This is a genomic window from Kitasatospora sp. NPDC051853 (assembly GCF_044452665.1).
GTDB lineage: Bacteria > Actinomycetota > Actinomycetes > Streptomycetales > Streptomycetaceae > Kitasatospora.
Genome location: NZ_JBITBY010000001.1, coordinates 1,034,068 through 1,060,451 on the forward strand (window position 1 = coordinate 1,034,068; position 26,384 = coordinate 1,060,451).

Here is a 26,384-nt window from a genome sequence, read left to right on the forward strand (position 1 = left end):
AGGGGTGCGGAACGTGGATCAATTCGCCTTCCGGGCCGCAGGATTGGTGCTGCCGGGGCCACGGCGTGCGAGCTAGTGCCGCGCCCGGCACTAGGGGTCCGACAGGGGTTGACTAGGGGCCCTTCGGCGCGGGGCGCGCGGAAGGGTGTGGGGCAAGGAAACAGCCTCCCCACAGGAGTGACCGACCATGCCTCGCCTGGACCCGTTCGACCCCTCCGCGCCCGACGGCGCAGTGCCCGACACCGCCTCGCCGGACGCGGTGGCCGTGGTGGGTGCCGCGTGCCGGCTGCCGGGGGCGGCGAGCCCGGCGGCGTTCTGGCGCCTGCTGGCGGAGGGCGGCAGTGCCGTCGGGGTGTTCCCGCCGGGGCGGTTCGCGGAGGGCGAGCGGCCCCGGGCGGGCGGGTACCTGGACGAAGTCGGGGCCTTCGACCCGGAGTTCTTCGGGATCTCGCCCGCCGAGGCGGCCGCCGCCGACCCGCAGCAGCGGCTGGTGCTCGAACTCGCCTGGGAGGCGCTGGAGGACGCCGGTGTGCTGCCCGCCGCGCTCGGCGGATCGCGCACCGGGGTCTTCGTCGGCGCGATCGGCGCCGACTACGCGTCCCTGGCGGCCCGTACCGGCAGCGTCTCCCGGCACACCCTGACCGGCCTCAACAAGGGCGTCATCGCCAACCGGGTCTCCTACGCGCTCGACCTGCGCGGCCCGAGCCTGACCGTGGACAGTGCGCAGTCCTCCTCCCTGGTGGCGGTCCACCTGGCGGTGGAGAGCCTGCGGTCGGGAGAGTCGGAGTACGCCCTCGCCGCCGGGGTGAACCTCAACCTGGCGCCCGACTCCACCCTCGTCGTCGAGCGCTTCGGCGCCCTCTCGCCGGACGACCGCTGCTTCACCTTCGACGCCCGGGCCAACGGTTACGCGCGCGGCGAGGGCGGCGTGCTGCTGGTGCTCAAGCCCCTGGTGCGGGCGCTCGCGGACGGCAACCGGGTCTACGCGGTGCTGCACGGCAGCGCGGTGAACAGCGACGGCGCCACCGACGGCCTGACGGTCCCGAGCGCGGCCGCCCAGGCCGAGGTGGTCCGGAAGGCCGTGCGGCGTGCGGGAGTCGAGCCCGGGCGGATCGGGTACGTCGAGCTGCACGGCACCGGCACCCGGGTCGGCGACCCGATCGAGGCGGCCGGGCTCGGCGAGGCGCTCGGCGCCGGACGGCCCGCGCGGGCCCCGCTGCTGGTCGGCTCGGCCAAGACCAACGTCGGCCACCTGGAGGGCGCGGCCGGGATCGTCGGCCTGCTCAAGACCGTCCTCGCGGTGCACCACCGGACGGTGCCCGCCAGCCTCGGCTTCGAGACCCCGAACCCGGACATCCCCTTCGAGCGGCTGGGCATCGCGGTGGCCGCCGAGGCCCGCCCCTGGCCCGAGGAGGCCCCGCTGGCCGGGGTCAGCTCGTTCGGCGTCGGCGGCACCAACGCGCACGTGGTGCTCGGCGCCGCGCCCGTCCCGGTGACGGGGGCCGAGGCCGGGGACGGCCGGGGCTTCTGGCCGCTGTCCGCCCGCTCCGCCCCGGCGCTGCGTCAGCAGGCCGCCCGGCTACGGGAGTTCACGCGGCAGGAGGGCGGGCCGCACCCGGCCGCCGTCGGCCGCGCGCTGGCCACCACCCGCAGCCACTTCGAGCACCGTGCCGTGGTCAGCGGCGCGGACCGGGTCGAACTGCTGGAGGCCCTCGGGGCGTTGGAGGACGGCGGCCAGGCCGCCGGGCTGGTGCAGGGCCGGGCCCACCGGGGCGGCGGCACCGTGCTGGTCTTCCCGGGGCAGGGTTCGCAGTGGGACGGGATGGCCCGCGAACTGCTGGACACCGCACCGGCGTTCGCCGCCGAGATCGAGGCCGTGGAGCGGGCGCTGGCCCCGCACGTGGACTGGAGGCTGACGGACGTGCTGCGCGGGGAACCCGGCGCGGCCGACCCGGAGCGGGTCGACGTGGTGCAGCCCGCGCTGTTCGCCGTCAACGTCGCGCTGGCCGCCCTGTGGCGCGCCTCGGGCGTGCGGCCGGACGCGGTGATCGGCCACTCTCAGGGCGAGATCGCCGCCGCCTACGTCGCCGGCGCGCTCTCGCTGGAGGACGCCGCCGCCGTGGTCGCCCTGCGGGCCCGGGCCATCGCCGGTCTCGGCACCAGTGGGCGGGGCGCGATGGCGGCGGTGCCGCTGCCGGCCGCCGAGGTGTCCGCCGAACTGGCCCGGTGGGAGGGACGGATCAGCGTCGCGGCCGTCAACGGACCGTCCTCGACGGTGGTTTCGGGCGACCGCCCGGCGGTGGCCGAGCTGGTCGAGCGCTACCGGGAGCGGGAGGTGCGGGCCCGGCTGGTGCCGGTGGACTACGCCTCGCACTCCCCGCAGGTCGAGCCGCTGAGCGAGCTCCTGCCGCAACTGCTGGCCGCGATCCGCCCGCGCGCCACCGACACCGTCTTCTACTCCACCGTCACCGGTGGTCCGTTGGACACCACCGGGCTGACCGCCGCGTACTGGTACCGCAACCTGCGCTCCACCGTGCAGCTGGAGCAGGCCGTCCGGGCCGCCCTGGCCGACGGCCACCGCAGCTTCGTCGAGAGCAGCGCCCACCCCGTGCTGACCCTCGGCCTCGGCCAGACCACCGAGGGCACCGGCGCCGCCGTCACCGGCACCCTGCGCCGCGACCACGGCGGGCTGGAGCAGTTCCGCGGCTCGCTGGCCGAACTCCACGTCCGGGGCGGCACGGTGGACTGGGCCGCGCTGTACGGGCCGGGCGGCGGCCACGTGGAGCTGCCCACCTACGCCTTTCAGCGCCGGCACCTCTGGCTGGACGGCACCGCCGCACCGCTGCCCGAACGGGCGGCCGTCGAGCCCGGGGCGGAGCGGGCGACGGACGGGCTGACCGAGGCCGAGGCGCTGGCCGCCGTCCGCTCGGCCGCCGCGCTGGTGCTCGGCCAGAGCGGCCCCGAGGCGGTCGACCCGGCGCACACCTTCAAGGAACTGGGCTTCGACTCCGTCGCCGCCGTGGAGTTCCGCGACCGGCTGGCGGGGGCCACCGGCCGGAGCCTGCCCGCCACCCTCACCTACGACCGCCCGACCCCGGGCGCCGTCGCCGCCTACCTCGCGGGCGCGGGCAAGTCCGAGCAGGCGCCAGAAACCTTCCACGGAACGGCCGGTGACGACCCGGTGGTCGTGGTCGCCTTCAGCGGCCGTTGGCCCGGTGGGGCGGACACCCCCGAGCGGCTCTGGGAGCTGCTGCGCGAGGGCCGGGACGCCATCGGCCCGTTCCCGGAGAACCGGGGCTGGGACCTGGAGGCGCTCTACGACCCGGAGGGCGAGCGCCCCGGTACCTCGTACACCCGGCAGGGCGGCTTCCTGCACGACGCCGACACCTTCGACGGCGCCTTCTTCGGCCTGGCCCCGCGCGAGGCCGCCGCGATGGACCCGCAGCAGCGCCTGCTGCTGGAGTCCGCCTGGGAGCTGACCGAGCGGGCCGGGATCGTCCCGGCCACCCTGCGCGGCAGCCGCACCGGCGTCTTCGTCGGCGCCATGCAGCAGGAGTACGGGCCGCGTCTGCACGAGACCCCCAGCGGCTACGAGGGCCACGCGCTGACCGGCACGCTCGGCTCGGTCGCCAGCGGGCGGCTGGCGTACGCGCTGGGCCTGGAGGGCCCGGCCATCACCGTGGACACCGCCTGCTCCTCCTCCCTGGTGGCGATCCACCTGGCGGCCCAGTCGCTGCGCTCCGGCGAGAGCGACCTCGCGCTGGCCGGCGGCGTCACGGTGATGTCCACGCCGGGCATGTTCACCGAGTTCAGCCGCCAGCGCGGACTGGCCGCCGACGGCCGCTGCAAGCCCTTCGCGGCCGGGGCCGACGGCACCGCCTGGGCCGAGGGCGTCGGACTGGTGCTGCTGGAGCGGCTCTCGGACGCGCGGCGCAACGGGCACCGGGTGCTGGCCGTGCTGCGCGGCAGCGCGGTCAACCAGGACGGCGCGTCCAACGGCCTGACCGCGCCCAACGGCCCGGCCCAGGAGCGGGTGATCCGTCAGGCGCTGGCCCAGGCCGGGCTGGCCGCGCACGAGGTGGACGCGGTGGAGGCGCACGGCACCGGCACCGCGCTGGGCGACCCGATCGAGGCGCAGGCGCTGATCGCCACCTACGGACGGGAGCGCCAGGAGCCGCTGCTGCTCGGCTCGTTGAAGTCCAACATCGGCCACACCCAGGCCGCCGCCGGGGTCACCGGCGTCATCAAGCTGGTGCAGGCCTTCCAGCACGGCGAGCTGCCCGGCACCCTGCACCTGGACGCGCCCACCCCGCACGTGGACTGGAGCGCGGGCTCGGTGCGGGTGCCCGGCACCACCACCGCCTGGCCGGAGACCGGCCGCCCGCGGCGGGCCGCCGTCTCCTCCTTCGGCATCAGCGGCACCAACGCCCACCTGATCCTGGAGGCGCCGCCGGTGGAGGAGCCGGCGGCTTCCCTGGAGCGGGAGCGCGGGCCGCTGCTGCTCTCGGCGCGGAGCGAGACCGCGCTGCGGGCGCAGGCCGGTCAACTGGCAGACGTGGCAGGGGAGTCGGGCCTGGCCCGGGCGCTGGCCACCGGACGGACCCACTTCGAGCACCGGGCCGCCGTGCTCGGCGACCGGGCCGAGGGCCTGCGCGCCCTGGCCGAGGGCCGGGAGGCCCCCGAGGTGCTGCGCGGCAGCGCCGTGCGGGGAGCCAGGACGGCCTTCCTGTTCTCCGGCCAGGGCAGCCAGCGGGCCGGGGCCGGGCGCGAACTGTACGAGCGTGAACCGGAGTTCAGGGACGCGGTGGACGAGATCGCGGCGCTCTTCGACGCCGAGCTCGAGGTGCCGCTCAAGCGGGTGCTGTTCGCCGAGCCGGGCAGCGCGGAGGCCGGGCTGCTGGACACCACCGCCTACACCCAGCCGGCGCTCTTCACCCTGCACGTCGCGCTGCACCGCCTCGCCGAGGCGCGCGGGGTGCGGCCGGACCACCTGATCGGCCACTCGGTCGGCGAGTTGAGCGCGGCCCACCTCGCCGGGGTGTTCTCGCTGGCGGACGCGGTGCAACTGGTCGCCGCGCGCGGACGGCTGATGGAGGCCCTCCCGGCGGGCGGCGCGATGGCCGCCGTGCAGGCCACCGAGGCGGAGGTGCTGCCCGAACTGGGGCACGGGGTCTCGGTCGCGGCCGTCAACGGGCCGCGCTCGGTGGTGATCTCGGGCGACGGTGACGAGGTGCGGCGGCTGGCGGACCGCTGGCGGGCCGAGGGGCGGCGGACCAAGCTGCTCACCGTCGGCCGGGCCTTCCACTCCCCGCAGATGGACGCCGTGCTGGCGGACTTCCGGGAGGTGGCGGAGAAGCTGGGCTACGCCGAGCCGCGGCTGTCGGTGATCTCCAACCTGACCGGAGCACCGGTGGTGGACGGGGAGTTGACCGACCCCGAGTACTGGGTGCGGCACGTTCGCGAGGCGGTCCGTTTCCACGACGGGGTGCTGGCCCTGGACGGACTCGGTGTGACCGCCTACCTGGAGCTCGGGCCCGGCCCGGTGCTCACCGCACTGGCCGAGGAGAGCCTGGAGGGGGCGGGGGAGGCGCCGCGCGCCCTGGCGGCGGTGCTGCGGCCCGGCCGGTCCGAGGAGGAGACGCTGACCGAGGCGCTGGCCCGGCTGCACGTGCACGGCGTGGCCGTCGACTGGCAGAGGGCCTTCTCCGCCCCGGCGCCCCGGGTCGAGCTCCCGACCTACCCCTTCGAGCGGCGGCGGTACTGGCTGGAGCAGCCGGCGGGGACCGCCGGTGCGGCGGCGGGCGGACTGACCGCCACCGGGCACCCGCTGCTCTCCGGCATCACGGAACTCCCGGACGGCGAGGGCTGGTTGCTCGGCGGACGGATCTCGCTGCGGACCCACCCGTGGCTGGCCGGGCACGCCGTCGGCGGCTCGGTGCTGCTGCCCGGCACGGCCTTCCTGGAGTTGGCCGCGCAAGCGGCCCTGCGGGCGGGCGCGGGTTCGGTGGAGTCACTGGACCTGGAGGCGCCGCTGACCCTGCCCGAGCGCGGCGGGGTGCGGCTCCAGGTGCTGGTCGGCCCGGAGGACGGGGAGGGCCGGCGCCCGGTACGGATCCGCTCCCAGGCTGAGGACGGCACGCAGGAGTGGACCCGGCACGCCGCCGGCACGCTCGCCTCCTCCTCGGCGGGGGCGTCCTTCGAGGCCGCCGAGTGGCCGCCGCAGGGCGCGCAGCCGGTGGACCTCGACGGCCTGTACGGCCGGCTGGCCGAGCAGGGCTACCGCTACGGGCCCGCCTTCCAGGGGCTGACGGCCGCCTGGCGGGTCGGTGAGGAGCTGTACGCCGAGATCGCCCCGGCGGCGGACGGCGCGGACTACGCGCTGCACCCGGCCCTGCTGGACGCGGTGCTGCACGCCGTCGTCCAGGACGCCGAGCGCACCGTCCTGCCGTTCGCCTGGCGCGAGCTGACGGTCCGCCGCCCCGGCCCCACCGCCCTGCGGGCCCGGATCACCCCGACCGGCCCGGACACCGTCGCCCTCGCGGTGGCGGACCCGGCCGGCCTGCCGGTCGCCACCGTCGGCGCCCTGACCCTGCGGGCCGCCGCCACGACGGCGGCCGCGGACTCGCTGTACCGCCTGGACTGGCAGCCGCTCGCGGCCGCCGGAGCCGAGGGCGGGACCGGCACCACCACTGCGGCGAGCGGTTCCACCTCTCCCTCCGGTCCCCTGACGGCAGGTCAGCCCTGGGTGGCGCTGGACAGCGGACGCCTGACTCCCGGGTGGCCGGTGCCGGCCTCGGCCGCCGAGGTGGCGCCCGGGCAGCACGCGCTGGCCCCCGTGGAGGACGCGGAGCGGGCGCTGGAGCTGATCCGTGCCTGGCTCGCGGGCGAGGGCGGCACGCTGGCCCTGGCCACCGAGCGGGCCGTGGCCACCCACCCCGGCGAGGACGTGCCGAGCCCGGCAGCGGCCGCCGTCTGGGGCCTGGTCCGCACCGCGCAGACCGAGCAGCCCGGCCGCCTCGTCCTGCTGGACCTGGACGGAGCCCCGGCCTCGGCCGGGGCGATCCCCGCGGCCCTCGCCACCGAGGAACCCCAACTGGCCCTGCGGGCCGGGGAGATCCTGGTGCCCCGGCTCGCCAGGGTCCGCCCTGCCGACACCCTGGCGGTGCCGGACGGCCCCTGGCGGCTGGACACCGCCAACCCCGGCAGCCTGGAGAGCCTGGCCCTGCTGCCCGCCCCCGAGGCGGAGCGCCCGCTCGCCGAGGGCGAGGTGCGCCTCGCCGTCCGCGCCGCCGGGCTGAACTTCCGGGACGTGCTGATCACCCTCGGCATGTACCCGGGCGGCGCCCGGATCGGCGCCGAGGCGGCCGGCACCGTCCTGGAGACCGGCCCGGGCGTGACCCGGCTGGCCGTCGGCGACCGGGTGACCGGCCTGGTGCAGGGCACCCTCGGCCCGGTGGCCGTCACCGACCACCGCCTGCTGGTCAGGGTGCCGGAGCGGTGGAGCGACGCCGAGGCGGCCACCGTCCCGGTCGCCTTCCTCACCGCGCACCACGGCCTCTACGGCCTGGCCGGGCTGCGCCCCGGCGAGAGCGTGCTGGTGCACGCCGCCACCGGCGGCGTCGGCCAGGCGGCGGTTCAACTCGCCCGCCAGGGCGGCTCGGTGGTCCACGGCACGGCGAGCCCGGCCAAGTGGGACGTGCTGCGCGGCCTCGGCGTCGAGGACGAGCGGATCGCCTCCAGCCGCACGCTCGACTTCGAGGCGGCCTTCCGCTCCGCCACCGATGGCCGCGGCGTGGACGTGGTGCTGAACGCCCTCGCGGGGGAGTACACCGACGCCTCGCTGCGGCTGCTCGCCCCGGGCGGCCGGTTCGTCGAGATGGGCAAGACCGACCAGCGCGACCCGGCCACCGTGGCCGCCGAGCACGGCGGGGCCGCGTACCTGGCCTTCGACCTGTTCGACGTGCCCCCGGACCGGATCGCCGAGATCTTCGCCGAGCTGGAAGGGCTGTTCGCCGCAGGCGAGTTGACCCCGCTCCCGGTGCTCGCCCAGGACGTCCGGCAGGCGCCGCAGGCACTGCGGCGGCTCAGCCAGGCCAAGCACACCGGCAAGCTGGCCCTCACCCTGCCCCGGTCGCTCGCCGAGGAGGGCACGGTACTGGTCACCGGCGGCACCGGAGCGCTCGGCGCCCTGGTGGCCCGGCGGCTGGTCACCCACCACGGCGTCCGGCACCTGCTGCTGGCGAGCCGTCAGGGCGTCCACGCCCCCGGTGCGCCGGAGCTGCTGGCGGAGCTGGCCCGGCTCGGGGCCACCGCCACCGCCACGTCCGCCGACATCGGTGACCCGGCGGCGGTCGCGACCCTGGTGGCGGCCGTCCCGGCGGAGCACCCGCTGACCGCGGTGGTGCACACCGCCGGGGTCCTGGACGACACGGTGCTCACCTCGCTCACCCCCGAGCGGTTGCGCTCGGTGGCCCGGCCCAAGGCGGACGGCGCCTGGCACCTGCACCGCGCCACCGAACACCTGGAGCTGGCCGCCTTCGTGCTCTTCTCCTCCGCCGTCGCCCTCCTCGGCAACCCGGGCCAGGCCAACTATGCCGCTGCCAACGCCCAGTTGGACGCGCTGGCCCAGCACCGCCGGGTACGTGGCCTGCCCGCGGCCTCACTGGCCTGGGGCGTCTGGGCCGAGGCCGGCGGCATGGCGGCCGGGCTCGGCGCGGCGGAGAGCGAGCGGCTGGCCGCGACCGGCCTGGCGCCGATGACGGACGAGCAGGGCCTGGCCCTGTTCGACGCCGCGCTCGGCGGCCTCGGCACCCCGTACGCCGCCCTCGCAGCGGCCCGGCTGGACACCGCCGCCGTGCCTGCGGACCGGCTGTCGCCGGTGCTGCGCGGCCTGGTCCGGCACCGTCCCCGCCCGGCCGCGAGCGGCGAACCGGCGGCACTGGCCCAGCAGTTGGCGGGCAAGGCGACCGGTGAGCAGGAGCGGATCCTGCTCGCCCTGGTCCGCTCCACCGCGGCCGCCGTGCTCGGCCACCCGGGCCCGGAGGCGGTCGGACCCGTCGGCGGCTTCATGGACATCGGCTTCGACTCGCTCGGCGTGATCGAGCTGCGGAACCGGATCAACGCCGCCACCGGCCTGCGCCTGCCCACCACCGCCGTCTTCGACCACCCGACCCCGGTCGCCCTGGCCGCCCACCTACGGGAACGGCTGGCCCCCGCCGAACCGGCCACCAAGCCCGAACCGCTCGACCTGGACGTCGAGTTCGACCGCCTGGAGCGCTCGCTGGGAGCCCTCGGCGAGGGCGGCCGGGCCGATGCGGCGGCCCGGTTGGCCGCCCTGCTGGCCGGCCTCGGCGGCGCGCCGGTGGCCGGGTCGGACGACGGCATCGCGGACCGGATCAGCGAAGTCAGCAACGACGACATCTTCGACTTCATCGACAACGAGCTCGGAATTTCCTGAGAGGCGAACGCAGAGATGAGCAGCAACGAGCAGAAGCTCCGCGACTACCTCAACAAGGTGGCCACCGAGCTGCACCAGACCCGCCAGCGGCTGAAGGACGCCGAGGCCCGCGCGGCCGCGTCCGACGACGGCTCGGAGGAGCCGATCGCCATCGTCGGCATGGCCTGCCGCTTCCCCGGCGGAGCCGACACCCCGGACGCCCTCTGGCAGCTGGTCGCCGAGGAGCGCGACGTGGTCGGCCCCTTCCCCTCCGACCGGGGCTGGGACCTGGACCACCTGTACGACCCGGACCCGGACGTGCCCGGCCGCAGCTACGCCCGCGAGGGCGGATTCCTCTACGAGGCGGGCGAGTTCGACGCCGCGTTCTTCGGCGTCTCGCCGCGCGAGGCGCTGGCCGCCGAGCCCCAGCAGCGCCTGCTGCTGGAGACCGCCTGGGAGGCGCTGGAGCACGCCGCGATCGACCCGGAGTCGCTGCGCGGCAGCCGTACCGGCGTCTTCGCCGGCGTCATCGCGCAGGAGTACGGCCCCTCCATGCACCACCTGCCCGCCGAGCAGACCGACGGCTACGTGCTCACCGGCACCACCACCTCGGTCGCCTCCGGGCGGATCGCCTACACCCTCGGTCTGGAGGGACCGGCCGTCACCGTCGACACCGCCTGCTCCTCCTCGCTGGTCGCGCTCCACCTGGCCGCGAGCGCGCTGCGCTCCGGCGAGTGCGAGCTGGCCCTGGCCGGCGGCGCCACCGTGCTCTCGGCGCCCGGCATGTTCATCGAGTTCAGCCGTCAGCGCGGCCTGGCCCCCGACGGCCGCTGCAAGCCCTTCGCCGCTGCCGCCGACGGCACCGGCTGGGGCGAGGGCGCCGGGCTGCTGGTGCTGGAGAAGCTCTCCGACGCCCGGCGCAACGGCCACCGGGTGCTGGCCGTGCTCAGCGGCTCCGCCGTCAACCAGGACGGCCGCAGCAGCCAGCTCACCGCCCCGAGCGGCACCTCCCAGCAGCGCGTCATCCGCCAGGCCCTCGCCTCGGCCGGGATCACCGCGGCCGACGTCGACCTGGTCGAGGCGCACGGCACCGGCACCCGGCTGGGCGACCCGATCGAGGCGCAGGCCCTGATCTCCACCTACGGCCAGGCCCACGACGCCGAACGCCCGCTCTGGCTCGGCTCGTTGAAGTCCAACATCGGCCACACCCAGGCCGCGGCGGGTGTCGCGGGCGTCATCAAGGCGGTGCAGGCGATCCGGCACGGCGTGCTGCCGCGCACCCTGCACGTGGACGAGCCCTCCCCGCACGTCGACTGGTCCGAGGGCACCGTCCGGCTGCTGACCGAGCGTCAGGACTGGCCCGCCCTGGACCGCCCGCGCCGTGCCGCCGTCTCCGCCTTCGGCGTCTCCGGCACCAACGCCCACGTGATCGTGGAGCAGGCTCCCGACGAGGCTCCGGCCGAGGCGGCCGGACAGGCCCCCGAGGTGCTGCCCTACCTGCTCTCCGCCCGCACCCCCGAGGCGCTGGACGCCCAGGCCGCCCGGCTCGCGGCCACCCTCGACCGGGTCGCGCCGCTGGACCTCGCCCACACCCTGGCCACCGGCCGGGCCCACCTGGAGGAGCGCGCCGTCGCCGTCGGCGGACCGCAGGCCCTCGCCGACCTGACCGCCCCCCAGGTGGTGCGCGGCCGGGCCGGCACCCCCGGCAAGGTGGTCTTCGTCTTCCCCGGCCAGGGCTCCCAGTGGACCGGCATGGCCGCCGGACTGCTGGAGGCCGAGCCGGTGTTCGCCGCCGCGCTCACCGAAGCTGCTGAGGCACTCGCCCCGCACACCGACTGGTCGCTGCTGGACGTGGTGCGCGGCGTGCCCGGCGGCCCCGACCCGGACCGGGTCGACGTGGTCCAACCCACCCTCTGGGCCGTCATGGTGGCCCTCGCCGCGCTCTGGAAGTCCTACGGGGTGCGCCCCGACGCCGTGGTCGGCCACAGCCAGGGCGAGGTGGCCGCCGCGTACGTGGCCGGCGGCCTCACCCTGGCCGACGCCGCCCGGATCGTGGCCCGCCGCGCCCAGGCGCTGGCCACCCTCTCCGGCAAGGGCGGCATGCTCTCGGTGGCCCGGCCCCTCGCCGAGGTGGAGGCCCGGATCGCCACTTGGCCCGGCCGTCTCTCCATCGGCGTGGTCAACGGCCCGCTCTCCACCGTGGTCTCCGGCGACCTGGACGCGCTGGCCGAACTGGCCGCCGCCTACGAGGCGGAGGGCGTCCGCACCCGCCCGGTGAACATCGACTACGCCTCCCACTCGGTGCAGACCGAGGCACTGCGCGAGGAGCTGCTGGAGCTGCTCGCCCCGGTCGCCCCGCGCGCCGGACAGGTGCCGCTGCTCTCCACCGTCACCGGGGACTGGCAGGACACCGCCGCGCTGGACGCCGAGTACTGGTACCGCAACCTGCGCTCCACCGTCCGCTTCGAGCAGGCCACCCGCCGCCTCGCCGAGGACGGGCACACCGTCTTCGTCGAGGTCAGCCCGCACCCGGTGCTCACCGGCGCGATCGAGGACACCCTCGACGCGGCCGGGGTGACCGCTCCCGTGGTGGCCGGGTCGCTGCGCCGCGACCACGGCGGCCGGGAGCGCTGGCTCACCTCAGTGGCCGAACTCCACGTCCACGGCGTCCTGGTGGACTGGACGGCCGCCTTCGCCGGCACCCGCCCGCACCACGCCGACCTGCCCACCTACCCGTTCCGGCGGCAGCGGTACTGGCTGGACGCCAGCCGCTCGCCCGAGCAGCTCACCGCCACCGGCGGCGCCCCCGACGAGGCGTTCTGGGACCTGGTCGCCGAGGGCGACGCCGGGCGGCTCGGCGAGGCCATCGGCCTGGACGGCGAGCGGGTGGCCCCCGTGCTGCCGGCCCTGGCCTCCTGGTGGGACCGGCAGCGGGCGGCCACCGCCGCCGACGGCTGGCGCCACCGGGTCACCTGGCGCCCCGTCACCCCGGCCACCGCCGGGACGCTGCACGGCACCTGGCTGATCGTCACCCCCGAGGAGCAGACCGGCCACCCGTGGGCCGCCGCGCTCGCCGAGACGCTGGCGGCGCACGGCGCCGTGCCCGTCGTGGTGCTCGGCGGCACCGACCGGGCCGCGCTGGCCGAGACGCTGACCGCCGCCGGGCCGTTCGACGGCGTGGTCTCCCTGCTCCAGCTGCGCGGCGGCGCCCACCCCGAGCACCCCGCGGTGCCGTGGGCCTACGCCGCCGAGGTCACCCTCGCCCAGGCCCTGGAGGACGCCGGTGCGCACGCCCCGCTCTGGTACCTGACCCGGGGCGCGGTCTCCACCGGGCCGGCCGATCCCGTGACCGACCCGCAGCAGGCCCTGGTCTGGGGCTTCGGCGCCATCCTGGCCGCCGAACTGCCCGGCCTGCACGGCGGGTTGGCCGACCTGCCGGCCGAGCCGGACGCCCGTACCTGGCAGCAGCTGGCCGCGCTGCTGGCCGACACCTCCGCCGACCGCGAGGTGGAGCTCGCGCTGCGCCCCTCGGGGGTCTTCGCCCGCCGCCTCGTCACCGTCGCCCCGGCCGGAGCCGCCGAGCAGCCGTGGCAGCCGAGCGGCACCACGCTGATCACCGGCGGCACCGGAGCGCTGGGCGGCCACGTGGCCCGCTGGCTGGCCGGCCGCGGCGCCGAGCACCTGCTGCTGGTCAGCCGCCGGGGCGCCGAGGCCCCCGGCGCGGCCGAGCTGGCCGCCGAACTCGCCGCCCTGGGCACGGCGGTGAGCTTCGCCGCCGCCGACGTTGCCGACCGCGAGGCGCTCACCGCCGTGCTGGCGGGCATCCCTGCCGAGCGCCCGCTGACCGCCGTGGTGCACACCGCCGCGGCCCTGCACGACGGGCTGATCCCCGCCCTGACGGCGCCTCAGCTGGAGCTGGCGCTGCGCGCCAAGGCGGGCGCCGCCCAGCTGCTGGACGAGCTGACCGCCGGGCTGGACCTCTCCGCCTTCGTGCTGTTCTCCTCGGTGGCCGGTCTGTGCGGCATTCCCGGCCAGGGCAACTACGCGCCCGGCAACGCCTACCTGGACGCCCTCGCCGAGCGCCGCCGCGCCGCCGGCCGGCCGGCCACCTCGATCGCCTGGGGCCACTGGGCGGGGGACGGCATCGCTGCCGACGGGGCCGAGGAGCAGCTGCTGCGGCACGGCCTGGTCTCGCTGCCGCCCGTCCAGGCCGTCGAGCTGCTCGGCCAGGCGCTGGACCACGGTGACACCACCCTGGTGGTGGTGGACGCCGACTGGCCGGTGCTGTTCCACGGCCGCCGCCACCCGATCGCCGCCGAGCTGGTCCGCCGCGCGGCCGAGCCGGCGGGCGCCGCCGCACCGGCCGCCGAGGGTGAGCTGACGGCCCGGCTGGCCGCCCTGCCCGCCGCCGAGCGGCGCCGGAGCCTGCTGGCCCTGGTCCGGGCCGAGGCCGCCGCCGTGCAGCGGCACGGTTCGGCCGAGGCGATCGACCCGGCCAAGGCCTTCCGCCAGCAGGGCTTCGACTCGCTCACCGCGGTCGAGTTCCGCAACCGCCTGGGCACGGCCACCGGCCGCCGCCTGCCCGCCACCGTGGTCTTCGACCACCCCACCCCGGCCGCGCTGGCCGACTGGCTGGCCGCCGAGCTGTGGGGCGCCGAGGAGCTCGCCGACGCGCCCGCCGTCCGGCTCGCGGACCTGGACGAGGACCCGATCGCGATCGTCGGCATGGCCTGCCGCTACCCCGGCGGGGTCGCCTCGCCCGAGGACCTCTGGCGCCTGGTCAGCGAGGGCGTGGACGCGCTCACCGAGTTCCCGGCCGACCGTGGCTGGGACCTGGAGTCGCTCTACAGCCCCGACCCGGACCGGCCCGGCACCTCGTACTCCAAGCACGGCGGATTCCTGGACGGCATCGGCGAGTTCGACGCCGATTTCTTCGGCATCCCGCCGCGCGAGGCGCCCGCGATCGACCCCCAGCAGCGGCTGCTGCTGGAGACCACCTGGGAGGCCTTCGAGCGGGCCGGGATCGACCCGACCGCGCTGCGTGGCAGCCGCACCGGCGTGTTCGCCGGCATCTCCGGCCGCGACTACGCGGGCGCCGGGCAGCAGGTGCCGGACGAGCTGGAGGCGTACCTGGGGATCGGCAACGCCGGCAGTGTGGCCTCGGGCCGGATCTCCTACACCTTCGGCTTCGAGGGCCCGGCCGTCACGGTGGACACCGCCTGCTCCTCCTCGCTGGTCGCGCTCCACCTGGCCGCGCAGTCGCTGCGCGCCGGGGAGTCCGACCTCGCGGTGGCGGGCGGCGTGCTGCTGATGACCACCCCGACCACCTTCGTGGAGTTCTCCCGCCAGCGGGCCATGTCGCCCGACGGCCGGTGCAAGGCCTTCGCGGCCGCCGCCGACGGCACCGGCTGGGCCGAGGGCGTGGGCCTGCTGCTGGTCGAGCGGCTCTCCGACGCCCGGCGCAACGGGCACCAGGTGCTGGCGGTGCTGCGCGGCAGCGCCGTCAACCAGGACGGCGCGTCCAACGGCCTGACCGCGCCGAGCGGTCCGTCCCAGCAGCGCGTCATCCGCCAGGCACTGGCCCAGGCCGGGCTGGCCCCGCACGAGGTGGACGCCGTCGAGGCGCACGGCACCGGCACCACCCTCGGTGACCCGATCGAGGCGCAGGCCCTGATCGCCACCTACGGGCAGGAGCGTGAACACCCGCTCTGGCTGGGCTCGGTGAAGTCCAACATCGGCCACAGCCAGGCCGCGGCGGGCGTCGCGGGCGTCATCAAGTCGGTCCTGGCGATCCGGCACGGCGTGCTGCCGCGCACCCTGCACGTGGACGAGCCCTCCCCGCACGTCGACTGGTCGGCGGGCACGGTGCGGGTGCTGACGGAGGACCAGCCCTGGCCCTCGGTGGACCGCCCGCGCCGGGTCGGCGTCTCCGCCTTCGGGGTCTCCGGCACCAACGCGCACGTGATCATCGAGCAGGCCCCGGAGGAGCTCGGGGCGGCGGAGGCCGCCGAAGCACCCGCGCTGGTGCCCTTCGTGCTCTCCGCCCGCTCGCCCGAGGCACTGGCCGCCCAGGCCGCCCAGGTGGCCGAACTGGCCGGTACCGCCGACCCGTTGGCGGTGGCGCAGTCCCTGGTGACCGCACGGGCCGCGCTGGAGGAGCGTGCGGTGGTGCTCGGCGGTGTCGAGGCGCTGCGCGCGCTGGACGGGCCGGGTGTGGTGCGCGGGACGGCCGGGTCCGGCGGTCTGGCCTTCCTGTTCTCCGGGCAGGGCAGCCAGCGGGTCGGCATGGGGCGGGAGTTGTACGCGTCCTTCCCGGTCTTCGCGGAGGCCTTCGACGCGGTGGCCGAGGCCCTCGGGCTGCCGCTGGCGGAGGTGATCGAGAGCGGTGAGGGACTGGACGAGACGGGCTGGACCCAGCCGGCCCTGTTCGCGGTCGAGGTCGCGCTGTTCCGCCTGTACGAGTCCTGGGGCGTACGGCCGGACCTGCTGGCCGGCCACTCGATCGGCGAGCTGGCCGCCGCCCACGTGGCCGGCGTGCTCTCGCTCGCCGACGCGGCCGCGCTGGTGGCGGCCCGGGCCCGGCTGATGCAGGAACAGCCGGGCGGCGGCGCCATGGTGGCGATCGAGGCCACCGAGGAGGAGGTCCGCGAGGCCCTCGTCCCCGGCGTCGACATCGCGGCCGTCAACGGCCCGCGCTCGGTCGTCGTCTCCGGCGACGCCGAGGCGGCCGAGGCGGTGCGGCAACGGTTCGCCGACCGGCGGACCAAGCGGCTGAAGGTCAGTCACGCCTTCCACTCCGCCCACATGGACGGCATGCTCGCCGACTTCGGCCGGGTCGCCGCCCACCTCACCTACCACGCCCCGCAGATCCCGGTGGTCTCCAACCTCACCGGCCGGATCGCCACCGCCGCCGAGCTCACCGACCCGCAGTACTGGGTCCGCCAGGTCCGCGAGGCGGTCCGCTTCGCCGACGTGGTGCGGGAGTTGGCGGCCGAAGGCGTCACCACCTTCGTCGAGCTCGGCCCGGACGGCACGCTCACCGGCCTGGTCGGCGCCGCCCTCGACGCACCCGTCACGGCCGCCGCGCTGCGCCGCGACCGCGACGAGACCGAGACCGCCCTGACCGCGCTGGCCCGGATCCACGTCCAGGGCCACCCGGTCGACTGGGCCGTGCTGTTCGGCGGCGCCCGCCGCCCGCAGCTCGACCTGCCCACCTACCCGTTCCAGCGCCGCCGTTACTGGCTGGAGCCCGCCCGTCGGACCGCCGACGCCGGCGGCCTGGGCCTCGGTGCGGTCGAGCACCCGGTGCTCGGCGCGGCCCTGACCCCGGCCGGTTCCTCGGGCGTGGTGCTGACCGGCAGCCTCTCGCTGCGCACCCACCCCTGGCTGGCCGACCACGTCGCGCTCGGCACCGTGCTGGCGCCCGGCGCGGCCCTGGTCGAACTGGCTGTCCGGGCCGGTGACGAGGTCGGCGCGGCCACCCTGGAGGAACTGGTGGTGGAATCGCCGCTGCTGCTCCCGGCCGAGGGCGCGCTGCAACTCCAGGTCACCGTGGGGGAGTCGGCGCAGGACGGAACGCGCTCCGTCGCCGTCCACTCCCGGACGGGCACGGCGGGCGAGTGGACCCGGCACGCCAGTGGTCTGCTCTCCGAGCGCACCGCCCAGGCCGCCGAGTCCTTCGCCTGGCCGCCGCAGGGGGCCGAGCAGCTCCCGGTCGAGGAGGTATACGAGCTGCTGGCTGGCGTCGGGCTGGACTACGGACCGGCCTTCCGCGGCCTGGAGACGGTCTGGCGCGACGGCGACACCCTGTACGCCGAGGCCGCGCTGCCCGAGCAACTCGCCCAGGACGCCGCCCGCTTCGGCATCCACCCGGCCCTGCTTGACGCCGCCGCCCAACTCCCGGCCCTGCACGGCAGCGCCGCCGGGGTGCGGCGCCTGCCCTTCGCCTACCGGGGCGTCTCGCTGCACGCGGCGGGTGCCGCCCGGATCCGGGTCCGGCTCACCGTCAGCGGCGCGGACGACTACGCCATCGAGGCCACCGACACCGAGGGGCGCCCGGTGATCTCGCTCGCCTCCCTGGTCACCCGGCCGGTGCAGGACGGCGCGCTGGGCACCGCCCCGACGATCGACCGGGACGCGCTGTTCGCGGTCGAGTGGCCGGAGCTCACGCTGCCCGAGGCGGAGGAGGCCGACGGGCTCCCCGCCCACACCCTCCTGCGGGCCGAGGCCCGGGAGGGCGTGCTCGCCGAGGTGCTGACCGCCACGCAGGAGTGGCTCGCGGACGAGGCGAACGAAGGAGCCCGGCTGGTCGTCCTGACCAGCGGTGCCGTCTCCGTCGCCGGTGAGGCACCGGATCCGGTGGTGGCCCCGGTCTGGGGGCTGCTGCGCTCCGCGCAGTCCGAGCACCCGGAGCGGATCGTCCTGGTGGACGGCGACGCCGCCGGGCTGCTGCCGGCCGTGCTGGCCTCCGGCGAGCCCCAACTGGCCGTCCGCGACGGCCGGGTGCACGTCCCCCGGCTGACCCGGGTGACCCTGCCGGAGGGCGGTGACGCGCCCCGGTGGAACCCCGAGGGCACGGTGCTGATCACCGGTGGCACCGGTGTGCTGGGCGGGCTGCTGGCCCGGCACTTGGTGGCCGAGCGCGGCGTGCGGCACCTGCTGCTGCTCTCCCGCAGCGGTGAGGCGGCCCCCGGTGCGGCCGAACTCCGCGAGGAACTGGCCGGGTTGGGCGCACGGGTGACCGTCGCGGCCGCCGACGCGGCCGACCGCGAGGCGCTGGCCGCCGCCATCGCCGGAGTGCCGAAGCAGCACCCGCTGACCGCCGTGGTGCACACCGCCGGCGTGGTCGACGACGGGGTCTTCGGCGCGCTGACTCCGTCCCGGCTGGAGACCGTCTGGGCCCCGAAGGCCGACGGCGCCCGCCACCTGCACGAGCTGACCAGAGGTCATGAGCTGGCGGCCTTCGTGCTCTACTCCTCGGTCGCCGCCGTCCTCGGTTCGCCGGGGCAGGCCAGCTACTCGGCGGCCAACACCTACCTGGACGCCCTGGCAGCCCACCGCCGCTCGATCGGCCTGCCGGCCCAGTCGCTGGCCTGGGGCCAGTGGGCCGAGGCCAGCGGCATCACCGGCCACCTGAGCGCCACCGACCACGCCCGGCTGGCCCGGCTCGGCATCCGTCCGATCGGCTCGGCCGAGGGCGCCGCGCTCTTCGACGCGGCCGGTCTGCTGACGGACCGTCCGGTACTGGTCCCCGCCCCGCTCGACCTGGCCGCCCTGCGCGGCCGTCCGGTGCCCGCGCTGCTGCGCGGCCTGGTCCGCCCGGTCCGCCGGGCGGCGGGCAGCGGTGGCACGGCAGCGGGGGAGGCCCCGCTCACGGAGCGGCTGGCCGCGCTGCCGGACCAGGCCGAGCGCCTCGCCACGGTGCTGCGCCTGGTCCGCACCGAGGTGGGCGCCGTGCTCGGCACGGACGCCGGCTCGGTCGGCGCCCAACGGCCGTTCACCAGCCTCGGGCTGGACTCGCTCACCGCCGTCGAGCTGCGCAACCGGATCGGCGCGGCCACCGGTCTGCGCCTGTCGGCCACCCTGGTCTTCGACCACCCCAACCCGGCCGCCCTCGCCGAGCACCTGCTCACCGAGCTGCTGGGCGCGGCCAAGGCCCCGGCCGTCCGCAGCACGGCCGCGGCCACCCGGCCGGCCGACGAGCTGATCGCCATCGTCGGCATGGCCTGCCGCCTGCCCGGCGGGGTGACCACTCCGGACGAGCTCTGGCAGCTGGTGGCCGAGGGCCGGGACGCCGTCGGGGAGTTCCCGACGGACCGCGGCTGGGACCTGGAGAACCTCTACGACCCGGACCCGGAGCGGCCCGGCACCTCGTACACCCGGCACGGCGGGTTCCTGGACCGGGCCGCCGAGTTCGACGCCGCGTTCTTCGGGATCTCGCCGCGCGAGGCACTGGCCACCGACCCCCAGCAGCGGCTGCTGCTGGAGACCGGCTGGGAGGCGCTGGAGAGCGCCGGCATCGACCCGGCGACGCTGCGCGGCAGCCGGACCGGCGTCTTCGCCGGGATGATGTACCACGACTACGCGCCCAGGGTCCGCGAGGTCCCGGCGGAGCTGGAGGGCTGGCTCGGCAACGGCAGCGCGGGCAGTGTGGCCTCGGGCCGGATCTCCTACACCTTCGGGTTCGAGGGCCCGGCGGTCACGGTGGACACCGCCTGCTCCTCCTCGCTGGTGGCACTGCACCTGGCCGCGCAGTCGCTGCGGGCGGGGGAGTGCGACCTCGCCCTGGCCGGCGGCGTCGCGGTGATGTCCACCCCGACCACCTTCGTGGAGTTCTCCCGTCAGCGGGCGCTCTCCGAGGACGGCCGGTGCAAGGCCTACGCGGGTGCGGCGGACGGCACCGGCTGGGGCGAGGGCGTGGGCCTGCTGCTGGTCGAGCGGCTCTCCGACGCGCGCCGCAACGGGCACCAGGTGCTGGCGGTGCTGCGCGGCAGCGCCGTCAACCAGGACGGTGCCTCCAACGGCCTGACCGCGCCGAGCGGTCCGTCCCAGCAGCGCGTCATCCGGCAGGCGCTCGCCCAGGCCGGGCTGGCGGCGCACGAGGTGGACGCCGTCGAGGGCCACGGCACCGGCACCCGACTGGGTGACCCGATCGAGGCCCAGGCGCTGCTCGCCACCTACGGTCAGGAGCGCGAACAGCCCCTGCTGCTCGGCTCGTTGAAGTCCAACATCGGCCACACCCAGGCCGCCGCCGGCGCCGCCGGGGTGATCAAGATGGTGCAGGCCATCCGCCACGGCGTGCTGCCGCAGACCCTGCACGTGGACGAGCCGTCCCCGTACGTGGACTGGTCGGCCGGTGCGGTCGAGCTGCTGACCGAGCGTCAGGACTGGCCCGGGGTGGACCGTCCGCGCCGGGCCGGGATCTCTTCCTTCGGGGTCTCCGGCACCAACGCCCACGTCATCATCGAGCAGGCCCCGCAGGAGGCTCCCGCGCCCGAGCGCGGCGCCGCCCCGCCGGTGCTGCCCTTCGCGGTCTCGGCCCGCACCCCGCAGGCCCTGCGCGAGCAGGCCGGACGGGTGGCGGAGGCACTGGAGGGCGCCGAGCCGGTCGACGTGGCGCACGCCCTGGTCACCACCCGGGGCGCGCTGGAGGAGCGGGCCGTGGTGGTCGGCGACCCGGCCGGGCTGAAGCTGCTCGCCGCCGGTGACCCCTCGCCCGCGCTGGTGACCGGACGGGCCGACGTGGACGGCCGGACCGTCTTCGTCTTCCCCGGCCAGGGCTCCCAGTGGGCCGGCATGGCGGTCGAACTCCTCGACACCGCACCGGCGTTCGCGGCACGGATCGCGGAGTGCGCGGCGGCCCTCGCCCCGCACACCGACTGGTCGCTGCTGGACGTGCTGCGCGGCGAGCCGGGCGCGCCCGGCCTGGACCGGGTGGACGTGGTGCAGCCGGTGCTGTGGGCCGTGATGGTCTCGCTGGCCGAGCTCTGGCAGGCCCACGGCGTCCGCCCGGACGCGGTGGTCGGCCACAGCCAGGGCGAGATCGCCGCCGCCGTGGTGGCCGGCGGCCTGAGCCTGGCCGACGGCGCCCGGGTGGTGGCCCTGCGCAGCCGGGCCATCCTGGCCCTGTCCGGCCGGGGCGGCATGGCCTCGGTGGCGCTGCCCGCCGCCGAGGTCACCGAGCGGATCGCCGCCTGGGGCGGCAGGCTCTCGGTCGCGGTGGTCAATGGCCCCTCCGCCACCGTGGTCTCCGGCGAGCCGCAGGCGCTCGCCGAACTGGTCGAGGGCTACCGGGCCGAGGAGGTCCGGGCCCGGCTGATCCCGGTGGACTACGCCTCGCACTCCGCCCAGGTCGAGGGCCTGCGCGAGGAACTGCTGGAGCTGCTCGCCCCGGTCCGCCCGCGCACCGGCGAGGTCCCGCTGCTCTCCACCGTCACCGGGGACTGGCAGGACACCGCGGGGCTGGACGCCGAGTACTGGGTGACCAACCTGCGCGAGACGGTCCGCTTCGAGGAGGCGGCCCGGGCGCTGGCCGCCGAGGGGCACACGGTCTTCGTCGAGGTCAGCCCGCACCCCGTGCTCACCGTCCCGCTCCAGGAGACCCTGGAGTCGGCCGGGGCCGGACGGGGTTCGGTCGTCACCGGGACCCTTCGCCGGGACCACGGCGGCCTGGACCGCTTCCTGCTCTCCGCCGCCGAACTCTGGGTGCGCGGCGCGGCGGTGGACTGGCCGGCCGTGCTGGCCGGAGCCCGCCCGCGCCGGGTGGCGCTGCCCGGCTACGCCTTCCAGCGCCAGCGGTACTGGCTGGACGCCACGGTCACCAACTCCACCGTGACGGCACCGGCGTTCCAGGCCGCCGAGGCCGGGGAGACCGCCCCGTGGGTCGCCCGGCTCGCGGTCCTCGACGACCCGTCAGCGCGCGAGGCGCTGCTGCTCGACCTGGTCCGCCGGGAGGCGGCGGCGGTGCTCGGCCACCCCGACACCGGGGAGGTCGGTGCCGACCGGGCCTTCCGGGACCTGGGCCTCAGCTCGCTGACCGCCGTCGAGCTGCGCAACCGGATCGGCGCTGGGACGGGCCTGGAGCTGCCCGCCACCCTGGTCTTCGACCACCCGAACCCGGCCGCGCTGGCCGCCCACCTGTTGGCCGAGCTGCCGCTCGGGGAGCGGGCGGTGGAGCTCGGCGCGCTGGAGTCGGTGGCCGCGCTGGAGCGGCTGCTGGACGGCCCGGCCGACCAGGACCGCGACCAGGTGCTGGCCCGGCTGCGGGCGCTGGTCGACCGCTGGGGCCAGGACCCGTCCGCCGAGGACGAGTTCGACCTCGACCTGGACAGCGCCACCGACGAGGAGCTCTTCGCCCTGATCGACGGCAACTCCGACTGAGCGCCCGCACCGCAACCACCCGCACGTGATCCGAGAGGCAACGATGTCCAACGACCAGAAGCTCAGGGACTACCTGAAGCGGGCCCTGGCCGACGCCCAGAAGGCCAACAAGCGGCTCCAGGAAGTGGAGCGGGCCAAGCACGAGCCGATCGCCATCGTCGGCATGGCCTGCCGCCTGCCCGGCGGGATCACCTCGCCGGACGACCTCTGGCGGGTCGTCAGCGAGGGCGTGGACGCCATCGGCGAGTTCCCCGCCGACCGCGGCTGGGACCTGGAGGCGCTCTACCACCCCGACCCGGACCACCCCGGCACCTCCTACACCCGGCACGGCGGATTCCTCGACACCACGCCCGAGTTCGACGCCGAGTTCTTCGGCATCTCGCCGCGCGAGGCCCTGGCCACCGACCCCCAGCACCGCCTGCTGCTGGAGACCGCCTGGGAGGCCTTCGAGCGGGCCGGCATCGACCCGGCCGGGCTGCGCGGCAGCCGGACGGCGGTCTTCGCCGGGATCGCCGGCAGCGACTACACGCCCCGACTGCACGACGCCCCGGGCGAGTTGGAGGGCTTCCTCGGGATCGGCGGACTGGACAGCGTCGCCTCCGGCCGGATCTCCTACACCTTCGGCTTCGAGGGCCCGGCCGTCACGGTGGACACCGCCTGCTCCTCCTCGCTGGTGGCGCTCCACCTGGCCGCCCAGTCGCTGCGCTCCGGCGAGTCCGACCTCGCCCTGGCCGGCGGGGTGAGCGTGATGGCCACCGCCCAGGGCTTCGTGGAGTTCTCCCGCCAGCGCGGCCTGTCCGCCGACGGCCGGTGCAAGGCCTTCGCGGCCGAGGCGGACGGCACCGGCTGGGGCGAGGGCGTGGGCCTGCTGCTGGTCGAGCGGCTCTCCGACGCGCGCCGCAACGGCCACCCCGTGCTCGCCGTGCTGCGCGGCAGCGCCGTCAACCAGGACGGTGCCTCCAACGGGCTGACCGCACCCAACGGCCCCGCCCAGCAGCGCGTCATCCGCCAGGCGCTGGCCGGCGCCCGGCTGGCCGCCGCCGACGTGCACGCGGTCGAGGCGCACGGCACCGGCACCCGGCTCGGCGACCCGATCGAGGCCCAGGCGATCCTCGCCACCTACGGCCAGGACCGCGAACAGCCGCTGCTGCTCGGCTCGTTGAAGTCCAACATCGGCCACACCCAGGCCGCGGCCGGCGTCGCCGGTGTCATCAAGTCGGTGCTGGCGATCCGCAACGGCGTGCTGCCGCGCACCCTGCACGCCGAGCAGCGCACCCCCTACGTCGACTGGGACGCCGGGGCGGTCGAGCTGCTCACCGAGCAGCGCGCCTGGCCGGAGGTCGAGGGCCCGCGCCGGGTCGGCGTCTCCGCCTTCGGGGCCAGCGGGACCAACGCGCACGTCATCATCGAGCAGGCACCGGAGGAGTCCGAGGCCGAGGTGGAGCTCGCCGACGCTCCCGCGGCGCTGCCCTTCGTGGTCTCCGGCCGCTCGCCGGAGGCGCTGGCGGCGCGGGCCGCCCAGGTGGCCGAACTGCTGGCCACCGAGGAGCCCTTGGAGCTGGCCCGGGCCTTGGTGGCCGACCGGGCCGTCTTCGAGGAGCGGGCCGTGGTGCTCGGCGGCGGTGCCGAGGCGCTGCGCGCGCTGGACGGTCCCGGGGTGGTGCGCGGGACGGCGCGCTCGGGCGGCCTGGCGTTCCTGTTCTCCGGGCAGGGCAGTCAGCGCGTGGGCATGGGGCGGGAGTTGGCCGCCGCCTTCCCGGTCTTCGCGGAGGCCTTCGACGCCGTCCAGGCTGCCCTCGGGCTGCCGGTGGCGGGGGTGATCGCGAGCGGCGAGGGCCTGGACGAGACGGGCTGGACCCAGCCGGCGCTGTTCGCGGTCGAGGTCGCGCTCTACCGGTTGTACGAGTCCTGGGGCGTGCGGCCCGACTACGTCACCGGGCACTCGATCGGCGAGCTGGCCGCCGCCCACGTGGCGGGGGTGCTCTCGCTGGCCGACGCCGCCGCGCTGGTGGCGGCCCGGGCCCGGCTGATGCAGGAACTGCCGGGCGGCGGTGCCATGGTGGCGATCGAGGCCACGGAGGAGGAGGTCCGCGAAGCCCTGCTGCCCGGTGCCGAGATCGCGGCCGTGAACGGTCCGCGCTCGATCGTGGTCTCCGGTGACGCCGAAGCCGTGGCCGCCGTCCGCGAGGTCTTCGCCGACCGGCGGACCAAGCAGCTGAAGGTCAGTCACGCCTTCCACTCCGCCCACCTGGACGGCATGCTCGCCGAGTTCGAGCGGATCGCCGCGGGTCTGACCTTCCACGCCCCGCAGATCCCGGTGGTCTCCAACCTCACCGGCCGGATCGCCACTGCCGCCGAGCTCGCCGACCCGCACTACTGGGCGCGGCAGGTCCGTGAGGCGGTCCGCTTCGCCGACGTCATCGGGGAGTTGGCGGCCGAGGGCGTCACCACCTTCGTCGAGCTCGGCCCGGACGGCACGCTCACCGGCCTGGTCGGCGCCGCCCTCGACGCACCCGTCACGGCCGCCGCGCTGCGCCGCGACCGCGACGAGACCGAGACCGCCCTGACCGCGCTGGCCCGGATCCACGTCCAGGGCCACCGGGTCGACTGGACCGCCCTGCTCGGCCGCCCGTCCCGCCCGGCCGGACTGACCCTGCCCACCTACCCGTTCCAGCGCCGCCGCTACTGGCTGGAGCCCGCCCACCGCGCCACCGACGCCACCGGGCTCGGCCTCGCCGAGGCGGCCCACCCGCTGCTCGGCGCCACCGTCCGGCTCCCGGACGGGGAGGGGGTGCTGCTCACCGGCAGCCTCTCGCTGCGCACCCACCCCTGGCTCGCCGACCACGCCGTCCAGGGCACGGTGATCGTCCCGGGTACCGCGTTGCTGGAGCTCGCGGTCCGGGCCGGCGACGAGCTGGGCGCCGGCACCCTGGACGAGCTGGTGGTGGAGGCCCCGCTGGTGCTGCCCGAGCAGGGCGCCGTGCACGTCCAGGTCGCCGTCGGCGGCGCGGACGGGACCGGGGCCCGCGAGGTCACCGTGCACTCCCGACCGGCCGGGACGGAGGAGTGGAGCCGGCACGCCTCCGGCCTGCTGCTGGCCGGCCCCGGAGCGCCCGGCGAGCCACTGCGCGACTGGCCCCCGGCGGGCGCCGCCGCGCTGGCCACCGAGGAGGTCTACCAGGAGCTGGCCGCCGCCGGCCTCGCCTACGGCCCGGCCTTCCGCGGGCTGCGGGCGGCCTGGCGGGACGGCGACACCTTCTACGCGGAGGTCGCGCTGCCGGAGGAAGTCCGGGAGAGTGCCGGGGAGTTCGGCCTCCACCCCGCCCTGCTGGACGCCGCCGTCCACGTCACCGCCCACCACGGCCTGACCGACACCCCGCCCGGCACCAGCCGGCTGCCCTTCGCCTACACGGGCGTCCGGCTGCACGCCGCGGGCGCGAGCGCCCTGCGGGTCCGTCTGCGCTACACGGAGCCCGAGGCCATCTCGGTCGACGTCGCCGACGAGACCGGCGCCCCGGTCGCCTCCGTCGACGCCCTACGGGCCCGGCTGGTCTCCGCCGAGCAGCTGGCCCCGGCGGGCGGCGCCGACCGCGACGCGCTGTTCCGGCTGGAGTGGCCGGAGATCCCGGTGGCCGAGCCGACGGACACCGACAGCTGGAGCGAGCTGCGGGTCACCGGTCACGAGGGCGTCCTCGCCGAGGCGCTGACGGCGGTCCAGGACTGGCTGGCGGACGGGGCGAACGAGGGCACCCGGCTGGCCGTGGTCACCAGCGGAGCCGTCCCGGTCTCCGGGGAGGCACCGGACCCGGTGCTCGCCCCGGTTTGGGGGCTGCTGCGGTCCGCGCAGTCCGAGCACCCCGGCCGGATCGTCCTGCTGGACACCGACCACGACTCCGAGCACCTGATCCCGGCCGCGCTGGCCACCGAGGAGCCCCAACTCGCCCTGCGGGCGGGCCGGGTGCACGTGCCCCGGCTGGCCCGGGCCACGGCCCCGGAGGTCGGCTCCGCCCGTCCCTGGGACCCGGACGGCACGGTGCTGATCACCGGTGGCACCGGTGTGCTGGGCGGG

1 protein-coding gene and 1 pseudogene are annotated in these 26,384 nt (G+C 76.6%); both read left to right on the forward strand.

From position 1 onward, the window contains the following. Positions 1–187: 187 nt before the first annotated feature. Positions 188–9,457 carry a type I polyketide synthase gene (locus tag ACIA8O_RS04575; RefSeq protein ID WP_396292037.1) on the forward strand — a complete coding sequence of 3,090 codons (9,270 nt, stop codon included), beginning with the start codon at positions 188–190 and terminating at the stop codon, positions 9,455–9,457. A 15-nt stretch (positions 9,458–9,472) separates the two neighbouring features. Then, positions 9,473–26,381, forward strand: a pseudogene (locus tag ACIA8O_RS04580) (type I polyketide synthase); the annotation flags it as partial. Between the last annotated feature and the right edge of the window lie 3 nt (positions 26,382–26,384).

Excerpts from the sequence above, each read along its gene's own strand:
- ACIA8O_RS04575 (WP_396292037.1), top strand. The coding sequence starts at position 188 with ATGCCTCGCCTGGACCCGTTCGACCCCTCCGCGCCCGACGGCGCAGTG.